Below are 18,461 nucleotides of genomic sequence, written 5' to 3'. Positions count from 1 at the left end.
TCGGCGACTGGGGGGACGCCCGATGAAACGATTTCTGCTCGCCACGATGGCTGCCGCCGCTCTGGGAGCGGCCACGCCCGCATCGGCCGCCGATCTCGGTGGACGGCCCTACGCCCCGGCTGCGCTGATCGCCCCGGTCTATGATTGGAGCGGCCTCTATGTCGGCGCCAATGCCGGCTGGGCATCGAGCCGCTCGTGCTGGACCGCGGATTTCTTCGGCTCGGAAGGCTGTCACCGAGCCACCGGGTTCACCCTGGGCGGCCAGGTCGGCTATCGCTGGCAGGTCAGCAGCTGGGTCTTCGGCCTGGAGGCGCAGGGCAACTGGGCCGATCTGAAGGGGTCCAACGACAGCCTGTTTTTCGGCGGCTTCGCCAATCGTTCGCGCGTCAACGCGTTCGGATTGCTCACGGCCCAGGTCGGATATGCCGTCAACAACGCGCTGTTCTATGTGAAGGGCGGCGCGGCGGTGACCAATAACCGCTTCGACGTCCATACGTCGTCGATCGGCGCCCCGCCGAACGTCCTCGTTGCCGACACCGGCGGTCAGACCCGTTGGGGCGCGGCCGTGGGTCTCGGTGTCGAATATGGCTTTGCGCCGAACTGGTCGGTCGCGGTGGAATATGATCACCTGTTCATGCAGGCCAGGACCAGCACCTTCAACACCGCCGGAACACTGTTCCCGCCGGGCGTTTTCTTCGGCCGGGACCGGATCAGCCAGGATGTCGATCTGGTGACCGTGCGGCTGAACTACCGCTTCGCCAGCCGGTAATCGGCGGTAGCGGTCGCCACTCCGATGTCTGGCGGTGGCATGGCGCGAATGGTGAGTGGCGAATGGGGCATGATGCGAAACGCTTCGCGCGAACCCTCGCCCGCGAAGGCACGGGCGAGGGTTCGCGCGGTGCCGGGGCTTCCGCTCCCATCGACACGCTTGGATAGCACTGACTTCCTGCCGTCTCCCCCTTCGCGCGGCGTGACTATGCGGCGCCGGCGCTCTATGTGAGGGGTTTGGTGATCCTGTCGATAGCGGCTTTCGCGTCCGGGCTCACCCTTGTGAGGAGTTTCGCATGAAGGGCAAGGGAGGACGGCCGCCGGGCTCAGGCAGCGGCAGGCCGCCGCGCAAGGGGCCGCCGGGCCCTGCTGGTTCACGTCCGGCCGGTTCGCGTCCCGCCACGTCTCGTCCGGGAGCCCCGCGTTCCGGCGCGTCGCGCTTCGCCGAGCAGCGCTCCGGACCGGAGCGCAAGCGGTCGGCTGGTGCAGGGGCCGCCGAGCGGCCGGTGCGCTATGGCGCGGAGGATCGCCGCCCGCCGCCGCGTGGACGCAGGCCGGAGGCCGAAGAGGTCGAATCGCGCTCCTTCGACGGTTCGCCGCGGCGCCGGCGCGACAGTGACTGGGACGTGCGGGACGAGCCGGGCTGGGCGCCCGAGGCCGATCTGGATATTGCCGGCATCGAGGAGCCGCGCCGTCCGGTGCACGGCCGGGGCGAGCGGCGCGACGAACCGCGGGGCGACGCGCCGCGCCGGCAGGAGCGCGACCGCCCGGGCACAGGCGACCAGCGCGGCAGCCGCCGTGACGCCGGTGACCGGCCGGCATCGCGCGACGATGAGGAACGGCGCCCGCCGCGCGCCCGGCGCGAGGAGCGTGCGCCCGCGCCGCCGCCGGCCGGGCCGACCAAGGCGGAAATGAAGGCGGCCGCCACCGAGACGCTGCAGACCGGCGTGCAGACGCTGACGATTACGGCGGACGAAGACGGCATGCGCGTCGACCGGTTCCTGGCCGCGCGCTTTCCGCAGCTGTCGTTCAGCTATATCCAGCGGATCGTCCGCAAGGGCGAGCTGAGGGTCAACGGCAAGCGTGTCGAGACCAAGGATCGGCTGGAGGAGGGCCAGGCGGTGCGCGTGCCGCCGCTGAAGCTCGAACAGGCGCGGCCGATGACCGCCAAGGTCGGCGAGGACATCAAGGGTTTCCTCGCCTCCATCACGCTCTACGAGGACAACGACGTCTATGTCTTCGCCAAGCCGGCGGGCCTCGCGGTGCAGGGCGGTTCGGGTACCAAGAAACACCTGGATGGCATGCTCGCCGTGCTGACCGACGAGGACGGCCAGCGGCCGCGCCTGGTGCACCGGCTCGACAAGGACACGTCGGGCTGCATCCTGGTCGCCAAGAGCCGTTTCGCGGCCGCCGCGCTGGCCAAGACCTTCCGCCACCGTTCGGCGCGCAAGATCTACTGGGCCGTGGTCGCCGGCGTGCCGAAGCCGCGTCAGGGCCGGGTCTCGACCTTTCTCGCCAAGGAAGAGCGCGAGGACGAAAGCCGCATGCGGCTCGCCAAGCATGGCGAGAAGGGCGCGAGCCACGCGGTCAGCTATTACGCCGTGATCGATACCATGGCGCAGAAGCTGTCCTGGCTGTCGATGAAGCCGGTCACCGGGCGCACCCATCAGCTGCGCGTCCACGCCGCCGAGATCGGCAATCCGATCATCGGCGATCCGAAATATTTCGACGTGGAGAACTGGGAAATCCCGGGTGGCGTGCAGCACAAGCTGCACCTGCATGCCCGGCGTCTGGTGGTGCCGCATCCGCGCGGCAAGGGCACGATCGACGTCTCGGCGCCGCTGCCGCCCCATATGGAGCAGACTTTCAACCTGCTCGGCTGGGACGTTTCGCGTTACGATCCGATCGTCGAAGCCCCGGAAGAGTGAGGCCATGTCCTTGACCGCGGTCATCTACATCACAACCGCGGTGCTGGCCGTCGTGCTGGTGCTGATCGTGATGGTGACGCGCCGGGTGATCCGCACCGTGCCGGGCGGTGGCGCCGACGCCCGCGCGGTCGCCCAGCTGGCAGCCGAGATCAAGCGCGCCAACGATCTCGCCGAACGGCGCATCGACGCCCTGGAAAAGCGTGTCGATGCGCTCGAGCGTCGCGGACCGGCCGCCTGAACGGCGGGTTCAGCGGCCGTTCAGGCGGCTGGGCAGAGCCTCGGTGTCCCAGCGGAGGAGACGCTCATGAACCGCCTCGCCATGATCGCAGCATTCGCCCTTCTGTCGACCGGCCCGCTGATGGCCCAGCCCATGCCCGACGGTCCGGGGCCGAACCCCGAACGCCAGGCCGCCCGGATGGAATGCCGGCAGGATGCCCGTGGTCGCGGCCTCGCCGGGCCGGAGCTGCGCGACGCGGTGCGCGCCTGCATGCAGGCGCGCTTTCCGCGGATGGCCCGGGGCAATCCCGAACTGCGGGCCGAGCGCATGGCCTGCCGGCAGGAGGCGCGCCAGCGCGGCGCGCGCGGGCCGGAAGTGCGCGCCGCCGTGCTGGACTGCCTGCGTGCCCGCCGGCCGGATCTCGCCCGCATTGTCGAATGCCGCCAGAACGCCCGGGCGCAGGGCCTGATCCCGCGTACGCCAGAGTTTCGCGCCACGGTGCAGGCCTGCCGGCGCGGTGCTTGACAGGGCGTCCGCGACGCGTGAAAGCGCTCCGGGCCTGATGTCCCGGAGCACTCACCTTTGAAGCTTGTGATTTTCGACTGCGACGGCACGCTCGTCGACAGCCAGCATATGATCGTCGCGGCGATGAACGGCGCCTTCGCCTCGCTCGACCGGCCGGCACCGACCCGCGAGGCGACGCTGTCGATCGTCGGGCTGTCGCTGCACGAGGCCTTCGTGCGGCTGACCCGCGCCGATGACGGCGATATCCCGAAGCTGATCGAGGCCTATAAGAACGCCTTTCACGACCTGCGCGCCGATGCCAGCCATACCGAGCCGCTCTATGACGGCGCCCGCGACGTCATCGAGGCGCTGGCCCGCGACGGCGAGGTGGTGCTCGGCATCGCCACCGGCAAGTCGCAGCGCGGCGTCCGGCTGGTGCTCGGCCATCACGGCATTTTCGAGCATTTCGCCACGATTCAGACCGCCGATGATGCCCCGTCCAAGCCGCATCCGGCGATGATCGAGCAGGCCATGGCCGCGGTCGGCGTCACACCGGAGGCGACCGTGATGATCGGCGACACCACCTTCGACATCGACATGGCCCATGCCGCCAGGGTGGCGGCCGTCGGCGTCGCCTGGGGTTATCATCCCGTCGGCGCGCTGCAGGGCGCCGGCGCCCATGTCGTGCTGGAGCGTTTCGCCGAGCTGCCGGCGGCGCTCGGGCAAATCTGGCATCCGGGCGGGCAGGGTGGTAAGCCCAGGGCATGACCCGTTCAGTGTTCGACGACTGGTTCGCCAAGGGCATGGATCCGGCGGCCTATGATCCGACCGCGGCCGCGCGCCGCTCCATGAAGACCCAATTGCCCAAGCGCTTCTACGCCGAGGCCGGCGTCGGCGAGGCCGACGGCGCCTTCCGGCTGTTGCTCGACGGCCGTTCGGCCAAGACGCCATCGCGCCATGTGCTGGCCGTGCCGACCTTGCGGCTGGGCGAGGCGGTGGCGGCGGAATGGGCGGCGCAGAAGGAGTTCATCGACCCCGCGACCATGCCGCTGACCCGCATCGTCAATGCGATCATCGAGGGCGTGGTGCCGGATCCGACGCCGGTCGCCGAGGATATCGTGCGCTATTCGGCGTCCGATCTCCTGTGCTACCGCGCGGCCAATCCGGCGAGCCTGGTGGCCCGCCACGCGGCGAGCTGGGATCCCGTTCTCGCCTGGGCCCGTGACGAGCTCGGCGCCCGCTTCATCCTGTCCGAGGGCATCGTGCACGTGACCCAGCCGGAGGCCGCGCTCGCCGCGGTGCGCGCGGCGCTGCCCGATGACGCCTGGCGGCTCGGCGCCATGCACGTGGTGACCACGCTGACCGGGTCGGCGCTGCTCGCTTTGGCGCTCTACAAGGGCCGCCTGACCGCCGCCGAGGTCTGGGCCGCGGCCCATGTTGACGAGGATTTCCAGACCGAGCTCTGGGGCTATGACGAGGACGCCGCCGAACGGCGCCAGGCGCGCGAGCGCGAAATGATGGCGGCGGCAACCCTGCTTGCCGCGCTGTGACATCGGCGTGAAACGCGGCGGCCGTTGATGTCGTCGCGCTCACGGCGCCCCGAGGCGCCGGGCCGGGGAGACCGCAAATCGTGAAAGTGACGCTCGATCTCGCCAAGCTGCTCGAGGACGGCCGGATCACCCAGGCCGAGTTCGACCGGCTCAAGGGTCTTGCCGCCGAAGGCGCCGGTTCGGCCGGGATCAATATCCTGGTCGGTTTCGGTGTGGTGGCGGTGGCGCTCGGCGCCATCGGGCTCGTCCCGGAACCGGTGGCGGCCGTCGTCATCGGCGCCCTGCTGGCCGCGACCGGGCTCGGCTTCATCCTGTCCGGCCGCTCGGCCTGGACGATCCTCGCCAATATTTGCCTGCTGACGGGGGCGCTGCTCGCCACCGGCGGCCTCGTGGTGATGACCAAGGGCTCGGCCACGACCTTGCTGGTGGTGACGGCGGTCCTGGCGGGGGCGGGCATCGCCGCGCGGTCCGGCCTCCTGATCGCGCTGGCCGTGCTGGCGCTGTCGGCCACCGTCGGCGCCCGCACCGGCTATCTGCACGCGTCCTATTTCCTCGGCATCGAGCGCCCGCTGATCACGGTGGTGCTGTTTTCCGGACTTGCGATCGCCGCCTATCAGGCCTCGAAGCGGCTCGCGGCCGATTACGCGCGCCTGGCCATCGTCGCGGCGCGCACCGGCCTGCTGCTGGTCAATTTCGGCTTCTGGGTCGGCTCGCTCTGGGGCGACCGGATGCGCTGGCTGGCCGGCGAGGTCGGTGGGCGGGCCTTCGTCGGGCTGCCCGACTGGGTCTTCACCATTGCCTGGGCCGTGGCCCTTGTCGGCGCGGGCGCCTGGGCCGCGCGGGCCGGGCGGTCCTGGGTCCTCAACCTCGCCGCGGTGTTCGGCGCGATCCACTTCTACACCCAATGGTTCGAGCGGCTCGGACCCAACCCGCTGTCGATCCTGGTCGCGGGCGTGCTGACGCTCGGCCTGGCGGTCGGCCTGTGGCGCTACAACCGACGCGACACAAGCCTGGGTTGACGTTGCGGCAATCGTCTCCCGTCGGCAACACGAGCCCGCGCGGGCTATCGCGGCCATCCGCTCGCGCGCCCCGCATCTATCGACTTTCCCCGGTGGCAATGGTTGGATACCGACTCAGGGACAACCGGGGGGATATGATGTCCGATCCGATTGATGACCGTGTCGCGCGGCTCGAACAGGCCGTCAGGCTGCTCAACGAGGCCATTGGCCGGCAGCAGACCCACCTGATGAGCATGAGTACAGGCATGAACGGCGCCCTGAACGCCAGCGAGAAGACCCTGACCGACCTGGTCATCGGCGTCGTCCGGGCGGTGGCCTTCGCACTCGACGAACTCTGCACCGAAAAGGCCGCCGATCGCGACCGGCTGATTCTGGCCCTCGAGCAGAGGCTGGCCAGGACCGGGCTCGGCGCGCCCAGGCCGGCGATCGACCAGGCGCTGGCGACGATCGTCGCGGCCTTGCGCGGCGGCGCTGCCCAGGCGCTGGTGCAGGATCGGGCGCCGGCGGCCTGACCGGTAAGCGGCGCGCATCCCCCGTCCGTCCGATTGGCCGGCTTATTGCTGGCATGCTATCGCAAGCGACTGGTCTCAATTCTCTCGGAGGGGGGCGTCACGCCCCTTGGTGCGCATGAAGGACGTTCTGGAAAGGCTCGAAGAGCGGCGGGCCGAGGCCCGACTCGGCGGTGGCCAGAAGCGCATCGACGCGCAGCACGCCAAGGGCAAGCTGACCGCCCGCGAGCGGGTCGAGCTCCTGCTCGACCGCGGCTCGTTCGAGGAATTCGACATGTTCGTGCAGCATCGCTGCGCGGATTTCGGCATGGAGAAGTCGCATATCCCCGGCGACGGCGTGATCACCGGCTGGGGCACGGTCAATGGCCGCACGGTCTTCGTGTTCTCCAAGGACTTCACGGTGTTCGGCGGCTCGCTGTCGGGGGCGCACGCCGCTAAGATCACCAAGATCCAGGACATGGCGCTGAAGGCGCGCGCGCCGGTCATCGGCCTGTTCGATGCGGGCGGCGCCCGAATCCAGGAAGGTGTCGACGCCTTAGGCGGTTACGGCGAAGTCTTCAGGCGAAATGTCATCGCGTCCGGGGTCATTCCGCAGATCTCGCTGATCATGGGTCCCTGCGCCGGCGGCGATGTCTATTCGCCTGCCATGACCGACTTCATCTTCATGGTGAAGGACACGAGCTACATGTTCGTCACCGGCCCGGACGTGGTCAAGACGGTGACCAACGAGATCGTCACCTCGGAGGAGCTCGGCGGCGCTTCGGTGCATGCGGTGAAATCGTCGGTCGCCGACGGCGCCTATGAGAACGACGTCGAGCTCTTGCTGCAGATGCGCCGGCTGATCGATTTCCTGCCCGCCAACAATACGGAAGGGCCGCCGGAACTGCCGTCCTTCGACACGCCTGATCGCATCGACCTGTCGCTCGACACCCTGGTGCCCGACAATCCGAACAAGCCCTACGACATGCGCGAGCTGATCCTGAAGATGGTCGACGAGGGCGACTTCTTCGAGATCCAGGGCAAGTTTGCCCAGAATATCATCACCGGTTTCGGCCGGCTCGAGGGCCGCAGCGTCGGCATCGTGGCCAACCAGCCCATGGTGCTCGCCGGCGTGCTCGATTCGGATGCCAGCCGGAAGGCTGCCCGCTTCGTCCGCTTCTGCGACGCCTTCTCGATCCCGATCGTCACCTTCGTCGACGTTCCCGGCTTCCTGCCGGGCACCTCGCAGGAATATGGCGGCCTGATCAAGCATGGCGCCAAGCTCCTGTTCGCCTATGCCCAGGCGACCGTGCCGCTGGTCACGGTGATCACCCGCAAGGCCTTCGGCGGCGCCTATGACGTGATGGCCTCCAAGCATATCGGCGGCGACGTGAACTATGCCTGGCCGAGCGCCCAGGTCGCCGTCATGGGTGCCAAGGGCGCCGTCGAGATCATCTTCCGCGCCGACATGAACGACACGGCCAAGATCGCCGCCCGCACCAAGGAATACGAGGAGCGGTTCCTGTCGCCCTTCGTCGCAGCCGAACGCGGCTATATCGACGAGGTGATCATGCCGCACTCGACCCGCCGGCGCGTGGCGCGGGCGCTGGCTTTGCTCCGGCACAAGGCCAGCGAGATGCCGTGGAAGAAACACGACAACATTCCGCTGTGAGAAAACCGGGTTCGAGCAATCCGGGTTGACGGTCCGCTTGCGTCGGGCCGACGTACTACCGAGGATGGCTGGCGCCGCTCCGATTCAGTCGGGCGGTACCACGCAGCGGAGGTCGTGCCATGTCGATCAAGACAGTTCTGCTCGCTCTTGTCGCCGGTGACGGTGAGCGCCCGGCGGGCGCGATCAATTATGCGATCTCGCTGGCCGCCGACCACAAGGCCCATCTCTCCGTGGTGGTCGGTGCCATCAAGGTGCCGGTGGTGGTCTATTCCGGGGTCGCCGAGGTCCAGGCGATCGTCACCGACGACAACGACTTCCGCGGCCGCGATGCCGACGAGCTCGCCGAATCGATCGGCCGGAGCGCGCAGATCAACGGCGTGGCGGCCTCGGTGGAAGTGGTGAGCGATGCGATCGATCCCTTGTTCACCCGTATCGGCAAGCGCGCCCGCCTGCATGACCTCGCGGTCTGCGGCCGGCCGCGCGCCGCCGACATCTGGTCGACGGAGCTTGCCGAGACGCTGCTCCTGTCGAGCGGCCGGCCGGTCATCGTGGTGCCCGACGGCTTCGAGGCGGAACGCGCCTCCAATACGGTGATCGTCGCCTGGGACGGTTCGGCGGTCGCGGCGCGCGCGGTCGGCGGGGCGACGCCGTTCATCGACCGGGCAGGGCAGGTGGAGATCGTCTCCGTGCTCGGCGACCGGCATGCCGAGGACCGGGTCGCGGGCGCGGCGCTCGCGCCCATGCTCGCCCATCACGGCGTCAAGGTGTCGGTGACCGATCTGCCCTATACACGCGGCACCGGCAAGGCGATCGCCGATCATGCCGCGTCGGTGCGCGCCCAGCTGGTGGTGATGGGCGGCTATGCCCATTCCCGCCTGCGGCAGATGGTGCTGGGCGGCACCACGACGACTATGCTGCAATATTCGTCGGTGCCGGTGCTGATGTCGCATTGAGCGGCGCCGCGCTGTGTGATCAGGGCGGCTGAGTTCGGAGAAACGCAAGTCGTGGATGCCCGGGACAAGCCCGGGCATGACGATGTGTGAGCATCACGCCGTCTTTGGCCACGGCAGCATCGTGCGACGGCTGCTCCACATCCCCTTGAGGTCAACGCATCGTCTTGCCCGGGCTTGTCCCGGGCATCCACGACTTGTTCCCACCAGGATCAGCCGGTCACGATCACAGCGCAGCCTCTGGCGCCATTACCCCTTGGCCGGCTCGGTTTTGGTGCGCGGCTTGAGATTGATCGCCTCGGCCGCGACCTGGGCGACGCCCGGCGGTTCGGCTTCGGCGCGTTCGCCGGCCTTCCGCTCGACGGTCTTCCAGAGCCTGATCATGTTGCCGGAGGCGATCTTGCCGATCGCGGCGTCGGACCAGCCACGCCGGATCAGCGCCGCGATCAGGTGGGGGAAACGCGAGACATTGGCGAGGTCGTCGGGATTGGGACCGCCATAGAAGTCGGAGCCGATGCCGATATGGTTCGGGCCGGTCTTGCCGACGATATATTCGATATGGTCGCAAAGCTCCGAAATCGAGCCCCTCGGCCAGGGACCCTCGGCCTTGGCCTTCTCGGTGACCGCCGCGTCGATATCGAGCCCCGGCCGGGTCTTGCCGTGGACCTGGAACGGCGTCATCCATTCGCGACTCTTCCGCGAGATGAAATTCGGCACGAAGGTCGCCATGACCATGCCGCCATTGGCCTTGACCCGGGCGAGCACGTCGTCGGTGACGTTGCGCGGATGGTCGCACAGCGCGAAGGCGTTGGAATGCGACCAGAGCAGCGGCGCGCGGGCATGGTCGAGCGCATCGTGCTGCGCTTTCGGCGAGGCGTGGGCGAGGTCGACCATGACACCGAGGCGGTTGCATTCGGCGACGACCGCGCGGCCGAAATCGGTCAGCCCGTCGTGGCGGGGCGCGTCGGTGGCCGAGTCGATCCAGTCCAGCGTCTCGTTGTGGCAAAGTGTGAGGATGCGCATGCCGGCGGCATGCCAGACCCGCAAGGGGCTCAGCGAATTCTCCAGGCCGACGCCGCTCTCGACCGAGATGACCGAGGCGATCTTGCCGGCCTTGCGGGCGCGCGCGACGTCGCCGGGGTGCCGGGCCGGCAGGAAGGCATCCTTGTGCACGGTTTCGATATCGAGGCAAATCGCGAGCTGCTCGAGGGTGAAACGGGCGGGCCGGGGCACCGAAGTCGGCACGAAGGCGGCGAAGACCTGGGCCGCGACCCGGCCTTCGCGCAGGCGCGGAATATCGGTGTCGCTCTCCTGGTGGACGCGGTCGAGGCCATAGGCCGCGACGTCGCCATGGGCGGCCTGGTCGCGGCGAATGGTGAACGGCAGGTCGTTATGGCCGTCGAACAGCGGATATTTGCCGAGCAGTTCGTGGGCCTTGTCCAGGGCCGGGTCCGACTTGGTCATGACGGGTCTCTCTTGCCGTGCCGCCACGGGAATGCGGCCCATCCGACTATGGCGCGCGGCGGCCTTTGCCGCGCGGCTCTCCAATGCATGGCGGCCGGCCGCGGGACGCGGATCAGGGGACGTCCCGATCGACGGTCACCACCCCACCGCGGGACGCGGATCAGCCGAGGTCGCGGTTGACTGTCACCACCCCACCGCGGGACGCGGATCAGGGGACGTCCCGATCGACGGTCACCACCCGGCCGCGCTCGATCGCCAGCGCCATCTTGCCGTGCTTGATGGCGAGCGCATTCTCGCCGAACAGCTCGCGCCGCCAGCCCTTGAGCGCTCCGACATCGGCCTCGTCGTCCTCGGCGATGCGGTCGAGATCATCCGAGGTCGCCACCACCTTGGCCGCGACGTGATGCTTTTCGGCGACCATCTTCAAGAGCACCTTCAGGAGCTCGACGGTGGCCGACTGCGAATGGCTCGGCGGGCGATGCTTGTCGATCGGCGGCAAGGTCTTGGGATCGCGCGCGAGGCCGGTCTGCACGGCCTCGACGATCGCCATGCCGTCGCGCGACCGCTCCCATCCCTTCGGGATCGAGCGCATGGCGCCGAGCGCCTCGACCGTCTTCGGGCCGGTCATCGCGACGTCGATCAGGCTGTCGTCCTTCAGCACCCGCGAGCGCGGCACGTCGCGGGCCTGGGCCTCGCGCTCGCGCCAGGCGGCGACGTCCATCAGGACGGCGAGCTCGCGCGGCTTGCGCACGCGGTTGCGGAAGCGCTCCCAGGCGCGCTCCGGTTCCTGGCGATAGGTTTCGGGCGAGGTCAGCACGCCCATTTCCTCGGCGACCCATTCGCTGCGGCCGCGCTTCTCCAGCTCGGCGGTCAGCTTGACGTAGATGTCGCGCAGATGGGTGACGTCGGCGATGGCATAGGTGATCTGGGCTTCGCTGAGCGGCCGCTTCGACCAGTCGGTGAAGCGGCTGGTCTTGTCGAGCATCGTGCCGTTGGTGCGCTGCACCAGCTGGTCATAGGAAATGCTGTCGCCGTAACCGAGCACCATGGCCGCGACCTGGCTGTCGAACAGCGGCGCGGGGATGCGCTTGGACAGGTGCCAGACGATCTCGACGTCCTGGCGCGCGGCGTGGAACACCTTGATCACGGCCGGATCGGTCATCAGGTCGAAAAACGGCGTCAGGTCCATGCCGGGCGCAAGCGCGTCGATGGCCACAGCCTCATCCGGGCTGGCCAATTGAATGACACAGAGTTTCGGCCAGAAAGTCGTCTCACGGAGGAATTCGGTGTCCACCGTGACGAAGGGATGTTTGGCGAGGCGCGCGCAGATCGCGGCAAGGTCGGACGAGGAAGTGATCAGCATCGCGTCTTACATACAGGAGTCGGGTGACGATTGCGAAGCGGTTTCAAGCGCCTGCAAGTTGTGTTTCGACAAGGGCGACGATACGCGGATCGACCGGCCGGATCCGCGCCGGAAAGGCTCCGGCGATCAGGCCGGTGCGGCCGATGACGAATTTGTGGAAGTTCCAGGTGGGGATGTCGGTCGGCCGCTGGCCCGCCGCCCAGCGATAGAAGGGATGGGCGCCCGCGCCGCGCACCACCTGCTTGGCGGTCATCGGGAAGGACACGCCATATTGGCCGTGGCAGACCTCGGCGATCTCCTGCGCCGTGCCGCGCTCCTGGTTGAAGTCGTCGGAGGGCACGCCGACCACCACCAGGCCGCGCGCGCGATAACGCTCCCACATGGTCTGCAAGTCGGTATATTGCGGGGTGAAACCGCAGGACGAGGCGGTGTTGACCACCAGCAGGACCCGGCCGGCATGATCGGCGAGCCTGACGGGTTCGCCTTCGAGGCCATCGAAGGTGAAGGCATAGGCCGAATTGGAGATCCGGCTGGAAACCTGCGCCAGCGCCGGGCTCGCGACCAGGGTCGCGGCGGCGGCAATCAGGGAACGTCGGTCGAAACTGATCTTGTCGAGAGGCATGGTCGCGGCTCCTCCAGTCTCAGGGCCTAACCGCGAACCGCCAATTCGGATGCAGGCGCGATCGCGGCGCTCAGGCCGCGATCTCGTTCGTGGCCAGGAATTTCTCCAGCCAGTGAATATCGTAATTGCCGGCGGCGATCTCGGGATTGCGCACCAGCGTACGGAACAGCGGGATGGTGGTCTCGATGCCGTCGACGACGAATTCGTCCAGGGCGCGCTTCAGCCGGGCCAGGCATTCGGCACGGGTGCGGCCATGGACGATCAGCTTGCCGACCAGCGAATCATAATAAGGCGGGATCGTGTAGCCCTGGTAGGCATGGCTGTCGACGCGCACGCCCAGGCCGCCGGGGACATGGAACAGGCCGAGCTTGCCGGGCGAGGGCCGGAAGGTCGACGGGTTCTCGGCATTGACCCGGCATTCGATCGCATGGCCCTCGATGACGATGTCCGACTGCTTCATCGACAGCTTCTGGCCGGCGGCGATCTTGATCTGTTCGTTGACCAGGTCGATGCCGGTGATCATCTCGGTGACGGGATGCTCGACCTGGATGCGGGTGTTCATCTCAATGAAGAAGAACTTGCCGTCCTCGTAGAGGAATTCGATCGTGCCGGCGCCGACATAACCGAGATCGGCCATGGCCTTGGCGCAGACGCCGCCGATTTCGGCGCGCTGGGCCGGCGTGATGATCGGCGAGGGGCCTTCTTCCCAGACCTTCTGGTGCCGGCGCTGCAGCGAGCAGTCGCGCTCGCCGAGATGGATGGCGCTGCCTTGGCCATCGCCCAGGATCTGGATTTCGATATGGCGCGGCTTGCCGAGATATTTCTCGATATAGACGGCGTCGTCGCCGAAGGCGGCCTTGGCCTCGGTCTTGGCGGTCTGCAGCGCGACCTCGAGCTCGTCGGCCGTGCGCGCGACCTTCATGCCGCGGCCACCACCGCCGGCGGCGGCCTTGATGATGACCGGGAAGCCGATCTCCTTGGCGACGCGGCGGGCGTCGTCGTCATTGTCGATGCCGCCTTCCGAACCGGGAACGGTCGGAATGCCCAGGCGCTTGGCGGTGCGCTTGGCCTCGATCTTGTCGCCCATCACCCGGATATGCTCGGCCTTCGGGCCGATGAAGGTGATGCCGTGGCTTTCCAGGATCTCGGCGAAGCGGGCGTTTTCCGACAGGAAGCCGTAGCCGGGGTGGACCGCGTCGGCGCCGGTGATCTCGCAGGCGGCGAGCAGCTGGGGAATGTTGAGATAGCTGTCGCGTGCCGGCGGCGGCCCGATGCAGACGCTTTCGTCGGCGAGCTTGACGTGCATGGCGTCGGAATCGGCCGTCGAATGGACGGCGACGGTCGCGATGTCGAGCTCCTTGCAGGCGCGCAGCACCCGGAGCGCGATCTCGCCGCGATTGGCGATCAGGACCTTGTGGAACATGGGCACCTGTCCGCTCATTCGACGATCATGAGCGGCTCGCCGTATTCCACCGGCCGGCCGTCGTCGAACAGGATGCGGGTGACCGTGCCGCTGCGCGGTGCCGCGATGTCGTTGAAGGTCTTCATCGCCTCGATCAGGCAGAGCCGGTCGCCTTCCTTCACCACCGTGCCGATCTCGACGAGCGGCTTGGCGTCCGGCGAGGGGCGGCGATAGGCGGTGCCGACCATCGGCGAGGTGACGACGCCGGGATGTTTGCGCGGATCGTCGATCGCCGCCGGCGCGGCGCTCGCCGGCACCGCGGCGGGGGCGGCGAGGGGGGCCGCCTGCGCATGGACCGGGGCCGCGACCGTCGTGTGCACCGTGATCTGGCGCGCGACCCGGATCTTCAGGTCGTCATGGGCGACCTCGATCTCGGTCAGGTCGGTATCGGTCAGCACCTGCGCGAGTTCGCGGATGAGCGCGGGATCGATGGGATATTTGTTCTTGAGCATGGGGCCCTCTTTGGCCGATCGCTTCGCCGTCGGCCCTCAGGCCTTCGGCGGAAGTCCGGCGAGCGCGGCAATGGCGAGCACGTAACCATTGGGGCCGAGCCCGACAATGATCCCGCGCGCGACGGGTGAGAGATAGGAGTGATGACGGAACGCCTCGCGGGCGTGCACGTTGGTCACGTGGACCTCGATCACCGGCACGCCGGTGCCCCGGATCGCGTCGGCGATCGCGAGCGAGGTATGGGTATAGGCGCCGGCATTGAGCACGACGCCTTTCAATGTGCCGGCAGCATAGGCCCGGCCGGCCTCATGGATCCAATCGACCAGCACGCCCTCATGGTTGGACTGCCGGCAATCGGCGGTGAAGCCGTGTTCGGCCGCCGCCTGGCGGCAAAGCGCGTCGACGTCGGCCAGCGTCGTGGCGCCGTAGATCGCCGGTTCGCGTGTGCCGAGAAGGTTGAGATTGGGTCCGTTGAGGACGAGAACGGTGCTCATGCGTGGGGTCGGGTCCATCTGGGGCCGCTCCGCGATCGATCCCAGCCGGAATCAAGGCGGCCCCGGAAAATCGCAACCCTCCGGGCCGGCCCTTATAGGCCGGGCCGCGCCGGATGGAAAGCGACCCGTCGCAGGCCCGGTTCCGACCCGGCGGCATCGTGGATAAGTCCAACTGGCGTGGGCTTTGTCGAAGGTGCTATGCGCTCGCACGGCATGGTCCTGCGGCCGTCTTTCCGCAGCATCGGTCGCGCCCTCGAACGCCGCATCGATCCGGGCGTGACCCGGGCCGCCCATCACCGGAGGAGCAGGGCGTGAACAGTTGGCTGGCTGAAATCCGCTACGGCATCGCCGAACTGGCGCCGTCGCGGCTGCCCTATCCCAAGTTCGCGCTGGCGCTGCTGCTGGGTTTTGCCGGCGGCATGATCTTCTCGACCCTCAAGCTGCCGCTGCCCTGGATGCTCGGCGCCATGATGTTCTGCACGGTGGCGGCACTCACCCGCGCGCCGGTCGCCGCGCCGTCGGTCATCCGGCCGCCGATGTCGGCGGTGATCGGCGTCATGCTCGGCTCGGGCTTCAATCCCGCCGTCATCGCGCAGATCCCCCAGTGGCTGCCGACCATTCTCGGCCTCATCGCCTTCATGACCGCCTGCGGCCTGACGGTGGTCTGGTATTTCCGCCATGTCGGCGGCTACGACCGCACCACGGCGTTCTTTTCCGGCATGCCGGGCGGGCTGGTCGAGATGATCACCTATGGCGAGGAGCGCGGCGGCGACGGCAGGGTCATCGCCTTGGTCCACTCTGCGCGCATCCTGATGATCGTGATGACATTGCCCTTCGCCATCCAGTGGATCGAGGGCGTCTCGCTCAACCGCGCCGCCGGGGCGGTCTCGATGTTCAATGCGCCGCTGGTCAGCGAGGCCTGGCTGGTCGGCTGCGGCCTGGCCGGCGCATTGCTCGGCCATCTGCTCAGGCTGCCGGCCAAGAACCTGCTCGGGCCCATGCTGGTCAGCGCCTCGGTGCACCTGATGGGCTGGAGCGACTTCAAGCCGCCCTTCGAGATCGTCAATGCGGCGCAGCTCATTCTCGGCGTGGTGATCGGCTGCCGTTTCGCCGGCACCGCCAGCCGCACCGTGATGCGCATCCTGGCCTTGTCCGTGGGATCGACGGTCATCCTGCTGTTCTGGATGACCGTCTTCGCCGTCATCGTGGCGCGCGTCTCGGGTTTCAGCGTGGTGACGCTGGCGCTCGCCTATTCGCCGGGCGGGCTCGCCGAAATGAGCCTGATCGCGGTGGCGCTGCATGCCGAGGTGGCCTTCGTCGCGGCCCATCACATCATCCGCGTCTTCCTGATCATGATTTCCGCGCCGCTGGTGTTCCGCCTCGCCAACCGATTCCTCGGCGCGGAGCAGAGGCCGGCGCGCCAGCCGGCCGAATGAGCCGGACCGGCCGGGCCACCACCTGCCGCCCGGCGGCCGACGGCGCCCTGCTGCGCCGTGCCACAGTTCCCAAATCGTCCGCCTTGCCTCAGCAAGATGCATGGGCTGGCAGGCGGCCAGGAGATTCCACGGGCCAGAGATCCCACGGGCCGGAGATCCCAAGGCCTTGCCGGCGGCGAGGCCGGCGCGCAAACCCGGAAATGGGGGCATTGATCCGATGTTCAGCAGGGCAGGCGTGCCGCGGGCGGCGCCCACGGGGATGGCAGGGGCCATCGCCCGGCCGGGGGCGCGGCGATGACCATCGCCGAGGCCGGCGCAAGCGGCGAGGTGCGTCTGCGGGCGGCCCTGGTCGACCTGCTCTATCGCCAGTCCTACGGCGCGATGATCGCCAGCGTGGTCGTGCCCTGGCCGGTCGTCTACGTGCTGTGGGGCAGCGTGCCGGCTTCCGCGCTGCTCACCTGGGCCGCGGCGATCCATCTGATGACGGGGGCACGCTGGCTGCTGTCGCGCCGCTATTTCCGCCGGACGGGCGACACGGCCGGCCTCGAGACCTGGGCCTGGCGCTTCACCTCGCTGTCGATCCTGTGGAGCTTGTCATGGGGCGCACTCGGCTGGATCGGCTTCGTGCCGTCCCAGGCCCACCTGATCGCCTTCGTCTGCATCGTGCTCACCGGCATGTCGGGCGGCGGCGTGTCGTCGGTGTCGGCGCATCCGCCGGCGCATGCCCGGGTGCTGCTCGCCATGCATGCGCCCTTCGCCCTGCGCTGCCTTACCCAGGACGATCCGGTCTTCGACCTCTACCTTGTCCTTCAGGCCTGCCTGATCGTCGTCAGTCTCTATTACTGCCGGATCAACTACCGGTCGCTCCGGGAAACCGTCGCGCTGCGCTTCGAGAATGCGGCGCTGATCGACCGGCTCGAGCACGAGCGTGACCGGGCGACCGCCGCCAACCACGCCAAGACCCGGTTCCTCGCCGCCGCGAGCCACGACCTGCGCCAGCCGCTGCACGCGCTCGGACTGTTCACCGCGGCCCTGGCAGCGCTTGCCCGGAAGGGCGATGTCGGCCGCCAGGAGGCGCAGGGCATCGCCGAGAAGCTGCAGGCGATCATCGCTTCGCTCGGCGGCCTGCTGCACGGCCTCATCGACGTATCGCGCCTCGACGCCGGGCTGGTCTCGGTGGACCGGCGGCCGATCTCGCTGGCGCGGCTGATCGCGGGATTGCGCGAGGAGTTTGGCGCCCAGGCGCGGGAGCGCGGCATCACGCTGCGTGCCGTGGCGTCAGAGGCCTGGGTGGAGAGCGATCCCGCCCTGCTGAAGCGCATCCTGGACAATTTCCTGTCCAATGCCTTGCGCTACGCGCCCGGCGGCCGCGTCCTGATCGGCTGCCGCCGTCGCGGCGACAGGATCGAGATCCAGGTGCTCGACACCGGACCGGGCATTCCCGGGGATCAGCAGGAGGCGGTGTTCGAGGAGTTCACCCAGCTGCACAACCCGCATCGCGACCGCCAGGAGGGCCTGGGGCTCGGCCTTGCCATCGTGCGGCGCCTGGCCGACCTGCTCGGGCATCCGGTCAAGCTGCGGTCGTCGCCCGGCAAGGGGTCGAGCTTTTCGCTCAGCCTGCCGCGCGCGCCGGCGGCCGCGGCTTTGCCTGTCGTGCCGGCGCAGGCGGCGGTCTCCGGGCTGGGCATCATGGTGGTCGACGACGATCGCCAGGTGCTGGAGGGCATCGCGGTGCTGCTGTCGACCTGGGGCCATCGCGGCTTCACCGGGGCGAGCGTCGACGCGGTCCGCCGCCGGCACGCGGAGGCTGGCGCGCCGCCGGTCGACGTCATCATCGCCGACTATCGTCTGGCCGATGGCATGACCGGCGTGGCCGCCATCGAGCGCCTGGCCGGCCATCTCGGCTATCGCGTTCCCGCCCTGATCGTCACCGGCGACACCTCGCCGGAGCGGCTGCGCGAGCTTGCCGCGAGCGGCCATGTCCTGCTGCACAAGCCGCTGGCGCCCGACCGGCTGCAGGCGGCGATCCGCCGGGCGGCCGGCGAGCCGATGCCGGAGGCCGGCACCGATTGAC

Annotated in this window: 18 protein-coding genes; 12 read left to right on the top strand and 6 right to left on the bottom strand. The window is 68.6% G+C overall.

Features of this window, described 5'->3' with window-relative positions:
- Window positions 1-22 precede the first annotated feature (22 nt).
- The 10 genes from AC07WJ_RS36100 (at window position 23) to AC07WJ_RS36055 (ending at window position 9,099) form a co-directional block, all read left to right on the top strand.
- Window positions 23-769: an outer membrane protein gene (locus tag AC07WJ_RS36100; protein WP_494939572.1), complete on the top strand. Its 747-nt coding sequence runs from the start codon at window positions 23-25 to the stop codon at window positions 767-769.
- A gap of 505 nt (window positions 770-1,274) precedes the next feature.
- Window positions 1,275-2,696 (top strand): RluA family pseudouridine synthase, encoded by a 1,422-nt coding sequence (locus AC07WJ_RS36095; RefSeq protein ID WP_494939571.1) that lies wholly within the window; start codon window positions 1,275-1,277, stop codon window positions 2,694-2,696.
- Between the two features lie 4 nt (window positions 2,697-2,700).
- Window positions 2,701-2,934 (top strand): hypothetical protein, encoded by a 234-nt coding sequence (locus tag AC07WJ_RS36090; protein WP_494939570.1) that lies wholly within the window; start codon window positions 2,701-2,703, stop codon window positions 2,932-2,934.
- Window positions 2,935-3,000: 66 nt separating this feature from the next.
- Window positions 3,001-3,438 (top strand): hypothetical protein, encoded by a 438-nt coding sequence (locus AC07WJ_RS36085; protein ID WP_494939569.1) that lies wholly within the window; start codon window positions 3,001-3,003, stop codon window positions 3,436-3,438.
- A gap of 66 nt (window positions 3,439-3,504) precedes the next feature.
- The gene (locus AC07WJ_RS36080) at window positions 3,505-4,185 is read left to right on the top strand and encodes an HAD-IA family hydrolase (RefSeq protein WP_494939577.1); all 681 of its coding nucleotides are present in this window, start codon (window positions 3,505-3,507) and stop codon (window positions 4,183-4,185) included.
- Window positions 4,182-4,967 (top strand): ATP12 family chaperone protein, encoded by a 786-nt coding sequence (locus AC07WJ_RS36075; RefSeq protein WP_494939568.1) that lies wholly within the window; start codon window positions 4,182-4,184, stop codon window positions 4,965-4,967. Before AC07WJ_RS36080 ends, AC07WJ_RS36075 begins: the two co-directional genes overlap by 4 nt.
- A gap of 80 nt (window positions 4,968-5,047) precedes the next feature.
- A complete protein-coding gene (locus AC07WJ_RS36070) occupies window positions 5,048-5,986 on the top strand; it encodes a hypothetical protein (RefSeq protein WP_494939567.1) in 939 nt (312 codons plus the stop codon).
- A gap of 137 nt (window positions 5,987-6,123) precedes the next feature.
- Entirely contained in the window at window positions 6,124-6,498 is a 375-nt protein-coding gene (locus tag AC07WJ_RS36065) for a hypothetical protein (protein ID WP_494939566.1), read from the top strand.
- Between the two features lie 115 nt (window positions 6,499-6,613).
- Complete coding sequence (locus AC07WJ_RS36060) at window positions 6,614-8,146, top strand: acyl-CoA carboxylase subunit beta (RefSeq protein WP_494939565.1); 1,533 nt, start codon at window positions 6,614-6,616, stop codon at window positions 8,144-8,146.
- 119 nt (window positions 8,147-8,265) lie between these two features.
- A complete protein-coding gene (locus AC07WJ_RS36055) occupies window positions 8,266-9,099 on the top strand; it encodes a universal stress protein (protein WP_494939564.1) in 834 nt (277 codons plus the stop codon).
- A 246-nt stretch (window positions 9,100-9,345) separates the two neighbouring features.
- Here the strand turns inward: AC07WJ_RS36055 and AC07WJ_RS36050 are convergent, their stop codons facing one another.
- From AC07WJ_RS36050 to aroQ, 6 genes are all read right to left on the bottom strand, one after another.
- On the bottom strand, window positions 9,346-10,560 hold the full coding sequence (locus AC07WJ_RS36050; protein WP_494939563.1) for a dipeptidase: 1,215 nt from the start codon (window positions 10,558-10,560) through the stop codon (window positions 9,346-9,348).
- Between the two features lie 208 nt (window positions 10,561-10,768).
- Window positions 10,769-11,923 (bottom strand): ribonuclease D, encoded by a 1,155-nt coding sequence (gene rnd, locus AC07WJ_RS36045; protein WP_494939562.1) that lies wholly within the window; start codon window positions 11,921-11,923, stop codon window positions 10,769-10,771.
- Between the two features lie 43 nt (window positions 11,924-11,966).
- Window positions 11,967-12,545, bottom strand: coding sequence for a glutathione peroxidase (locus tag AC07WJ_RS36040; protein WP_494939561.1), 579 nt, complete (start codon window positions 12,543-12,545; stop codon window positions 11,967-11,969).
- A 70-nt stretch (window positions 12,546-12,615) separates the two neighbouring features.
- Window positions 12,616-13,968: an acetyl-CoA carboxylase biotin carboxylase subunit gene (accC, locus tag AC07WJ_RS36035; protein ID WP_494939576.1), complete on the bottom strand. Its 1,353-nt coding sequence runs from the start codon at window positions 13,966-13,968 to the stop codon at window positions 12,616-12,618.
- Between the two features lie 14 nt (window positions 13,969-13,982).
- The gene (gene accB / locus AC07WJ_RS36030; RefSeq protein ID WP_494939560.1) at window positions 13,983-14,459 is read right to left on the bottom strand and encodes an acetyl-CoA carboxylase biotin carboxyl carrier protein; all 477 of its coding nucleotides are present in this window, start codon (window positions 14,457-14,459) and stop codon (window positions 13,983-13,985) included.
- A 36-nt stretch (window positions 14,460-14,495) separates the two neighbouring features.
- The gene (gene aroQ, locus AC07WJ_RS36025) at window positions 14,496-14,951 is read right to left on the bottom strand and encodes a type II 3-dehydroquinate dehydratase (protein ID WP_494939559.1); all 456 of its coding nucleotides are present in this window, start codon (window positions 14,949-14,951) and stop codon (window positions 14,496-14,498) included.
- A 311-nt stretch (window positions 14,952-15,262) separates the two neighbouring features.
- On the opposite strand from aroQ, the gene AC07WJ_RS36020 reads away from it, so the two are divergent.
- Window positions 15,263-16,387 carry an AbrB family transcriptional regulator gene (locus AC07WJ_RS36020; RefSeq protein ID WP_494939558.1) on the top strand — a complete coding sequence of 375 codons (1,125 nt, stop codon included), beginning with the start codon at window positions 15,263-15,265 and terminating at the stop codon, window positions 16,385-16,387.
- 294 nt (window positions 16,388-16,681) lie between these two features.
- A complete protein-coding gene (locus AC07WJ_RS36015; protein ID WP_494939557.1) occupies window positions 16,682-18,460 on the top strand; it encodes a sensor histidine kinase in 1,779 nt (592 codons plus the stop codon).
- The last annotated feature ends 1 nt before the right edge of the window (window position 18,461 follow it).

The sequence above is a fragment of the Phreatobacter sp. GW821-FHT04C01 genome (assembly GCF_059420385.1).
This window is presented reverse-complemented; position numbering and strand designations above follow the sequence as displayed.

Excerpts from the sequence above, each read along its gene's own strand:
- AC07WJ_RS36100 (WP_494939572.1), top strand. The coding sequence starts at position 23 with ATGAAACGATTTCTGCTCGCCACGATGGCTGCCGCCGCTCTGGGAGCG.
- AC07WJ_RS36090 (WP_494939570.1), top strand. The coding sequence starts at position 2,701 with ATGTCCTTGACCGCGGTCATCTACATCACAACCGCGGTGCTGGCCGTC.
- AC07WJ_RS36085 (WP_494939569.1), top strand. The coding sequence starts at position 3,001 with ATGAACCGCCTCGCCATGATCGCAGCATTCGCCCTTCTGTCGACCGGC.
- AC07WJ_RS36075 (WP_494939568.1), top strand. The coding sequence starts at position 4,182 with ATGACCCGTTCAGTGTTCGACGACTGGTTCGCCAAGGGCATGGATCCG.
- AC07WJ_RS36065 (WP_494939566.1), top strand. The coding sequence starts at position 6,124 with ATGTCCGATCCGATTGATGACCGTGTCGCGCGGCTCGAACAGGCCGTC.
- AC07WJ_RS36060 (WP_494939565.1), top strand. The coding sequence starts at position 6,614 with ATGAAGGACGTTCTGGAAAGGCTCGAAGAGCGGCGGGCCGAGGCCCGA.
- AC07WJ_RS36055 (WP_494939564.1), top strand. The coding sequence starts at position 8,266 with ATGTCGATCAAGACAGTTCTGCTCGCTCTTGTCGCCGGTGACGGTGAG.
- AC07WJ_RS36050 (WP_494939563.1), bottom strand. The coding sequence starts at position 10,560 with ATGACCAAGTCGGACCCGGCCCTGGACAAGGCCCACGAACTGCTCGGC.
- rnd (WP_494939562.1), bottom strand. The coding sequence starts at position 11,923 with ATGCTGATCACTTCCTCGTCCGACCTTGCCGCGATCTGCGCGCGCCTC.
- AC07WJ_RS36040 (WP_494939561.1), bottom strand. The coding sequence starts at position 12,545 with ATGCCTCTCGACAAGATCAGTTTCGACCGACGTTCCCTGATTGCCGCC.
- accC (WP_494939576.1), bottom strand. The coding sequence starts at position 13,968 with ATGTTCCACAAGGTCCTGATCGCCAATCGCGGCGAGATCGCGCTCCGG.
- accB (WP_494939560.1), bottom strand. The coding sequence starts at position 14,459 with ATGCTCAAGAACAAATATCCCATCGATCCCGCGCTCATCCGCGAACTC.
- aroQ (WP_494939559.1), bottom strand. The coding sequence starts at position 14,951 with ATGAGCACCGTTCTCGTCCTCAACGGACCCAATCTCAACCTTCTCGGC.
- AC07WJ_RS36015 (WP_494939557.1), top strand. The coding sequence starts at position 16,682 with ATGACCATCGCCGAGGCCGGCGCAAGCGGCGAGGTGCGTCTGCGGGCG.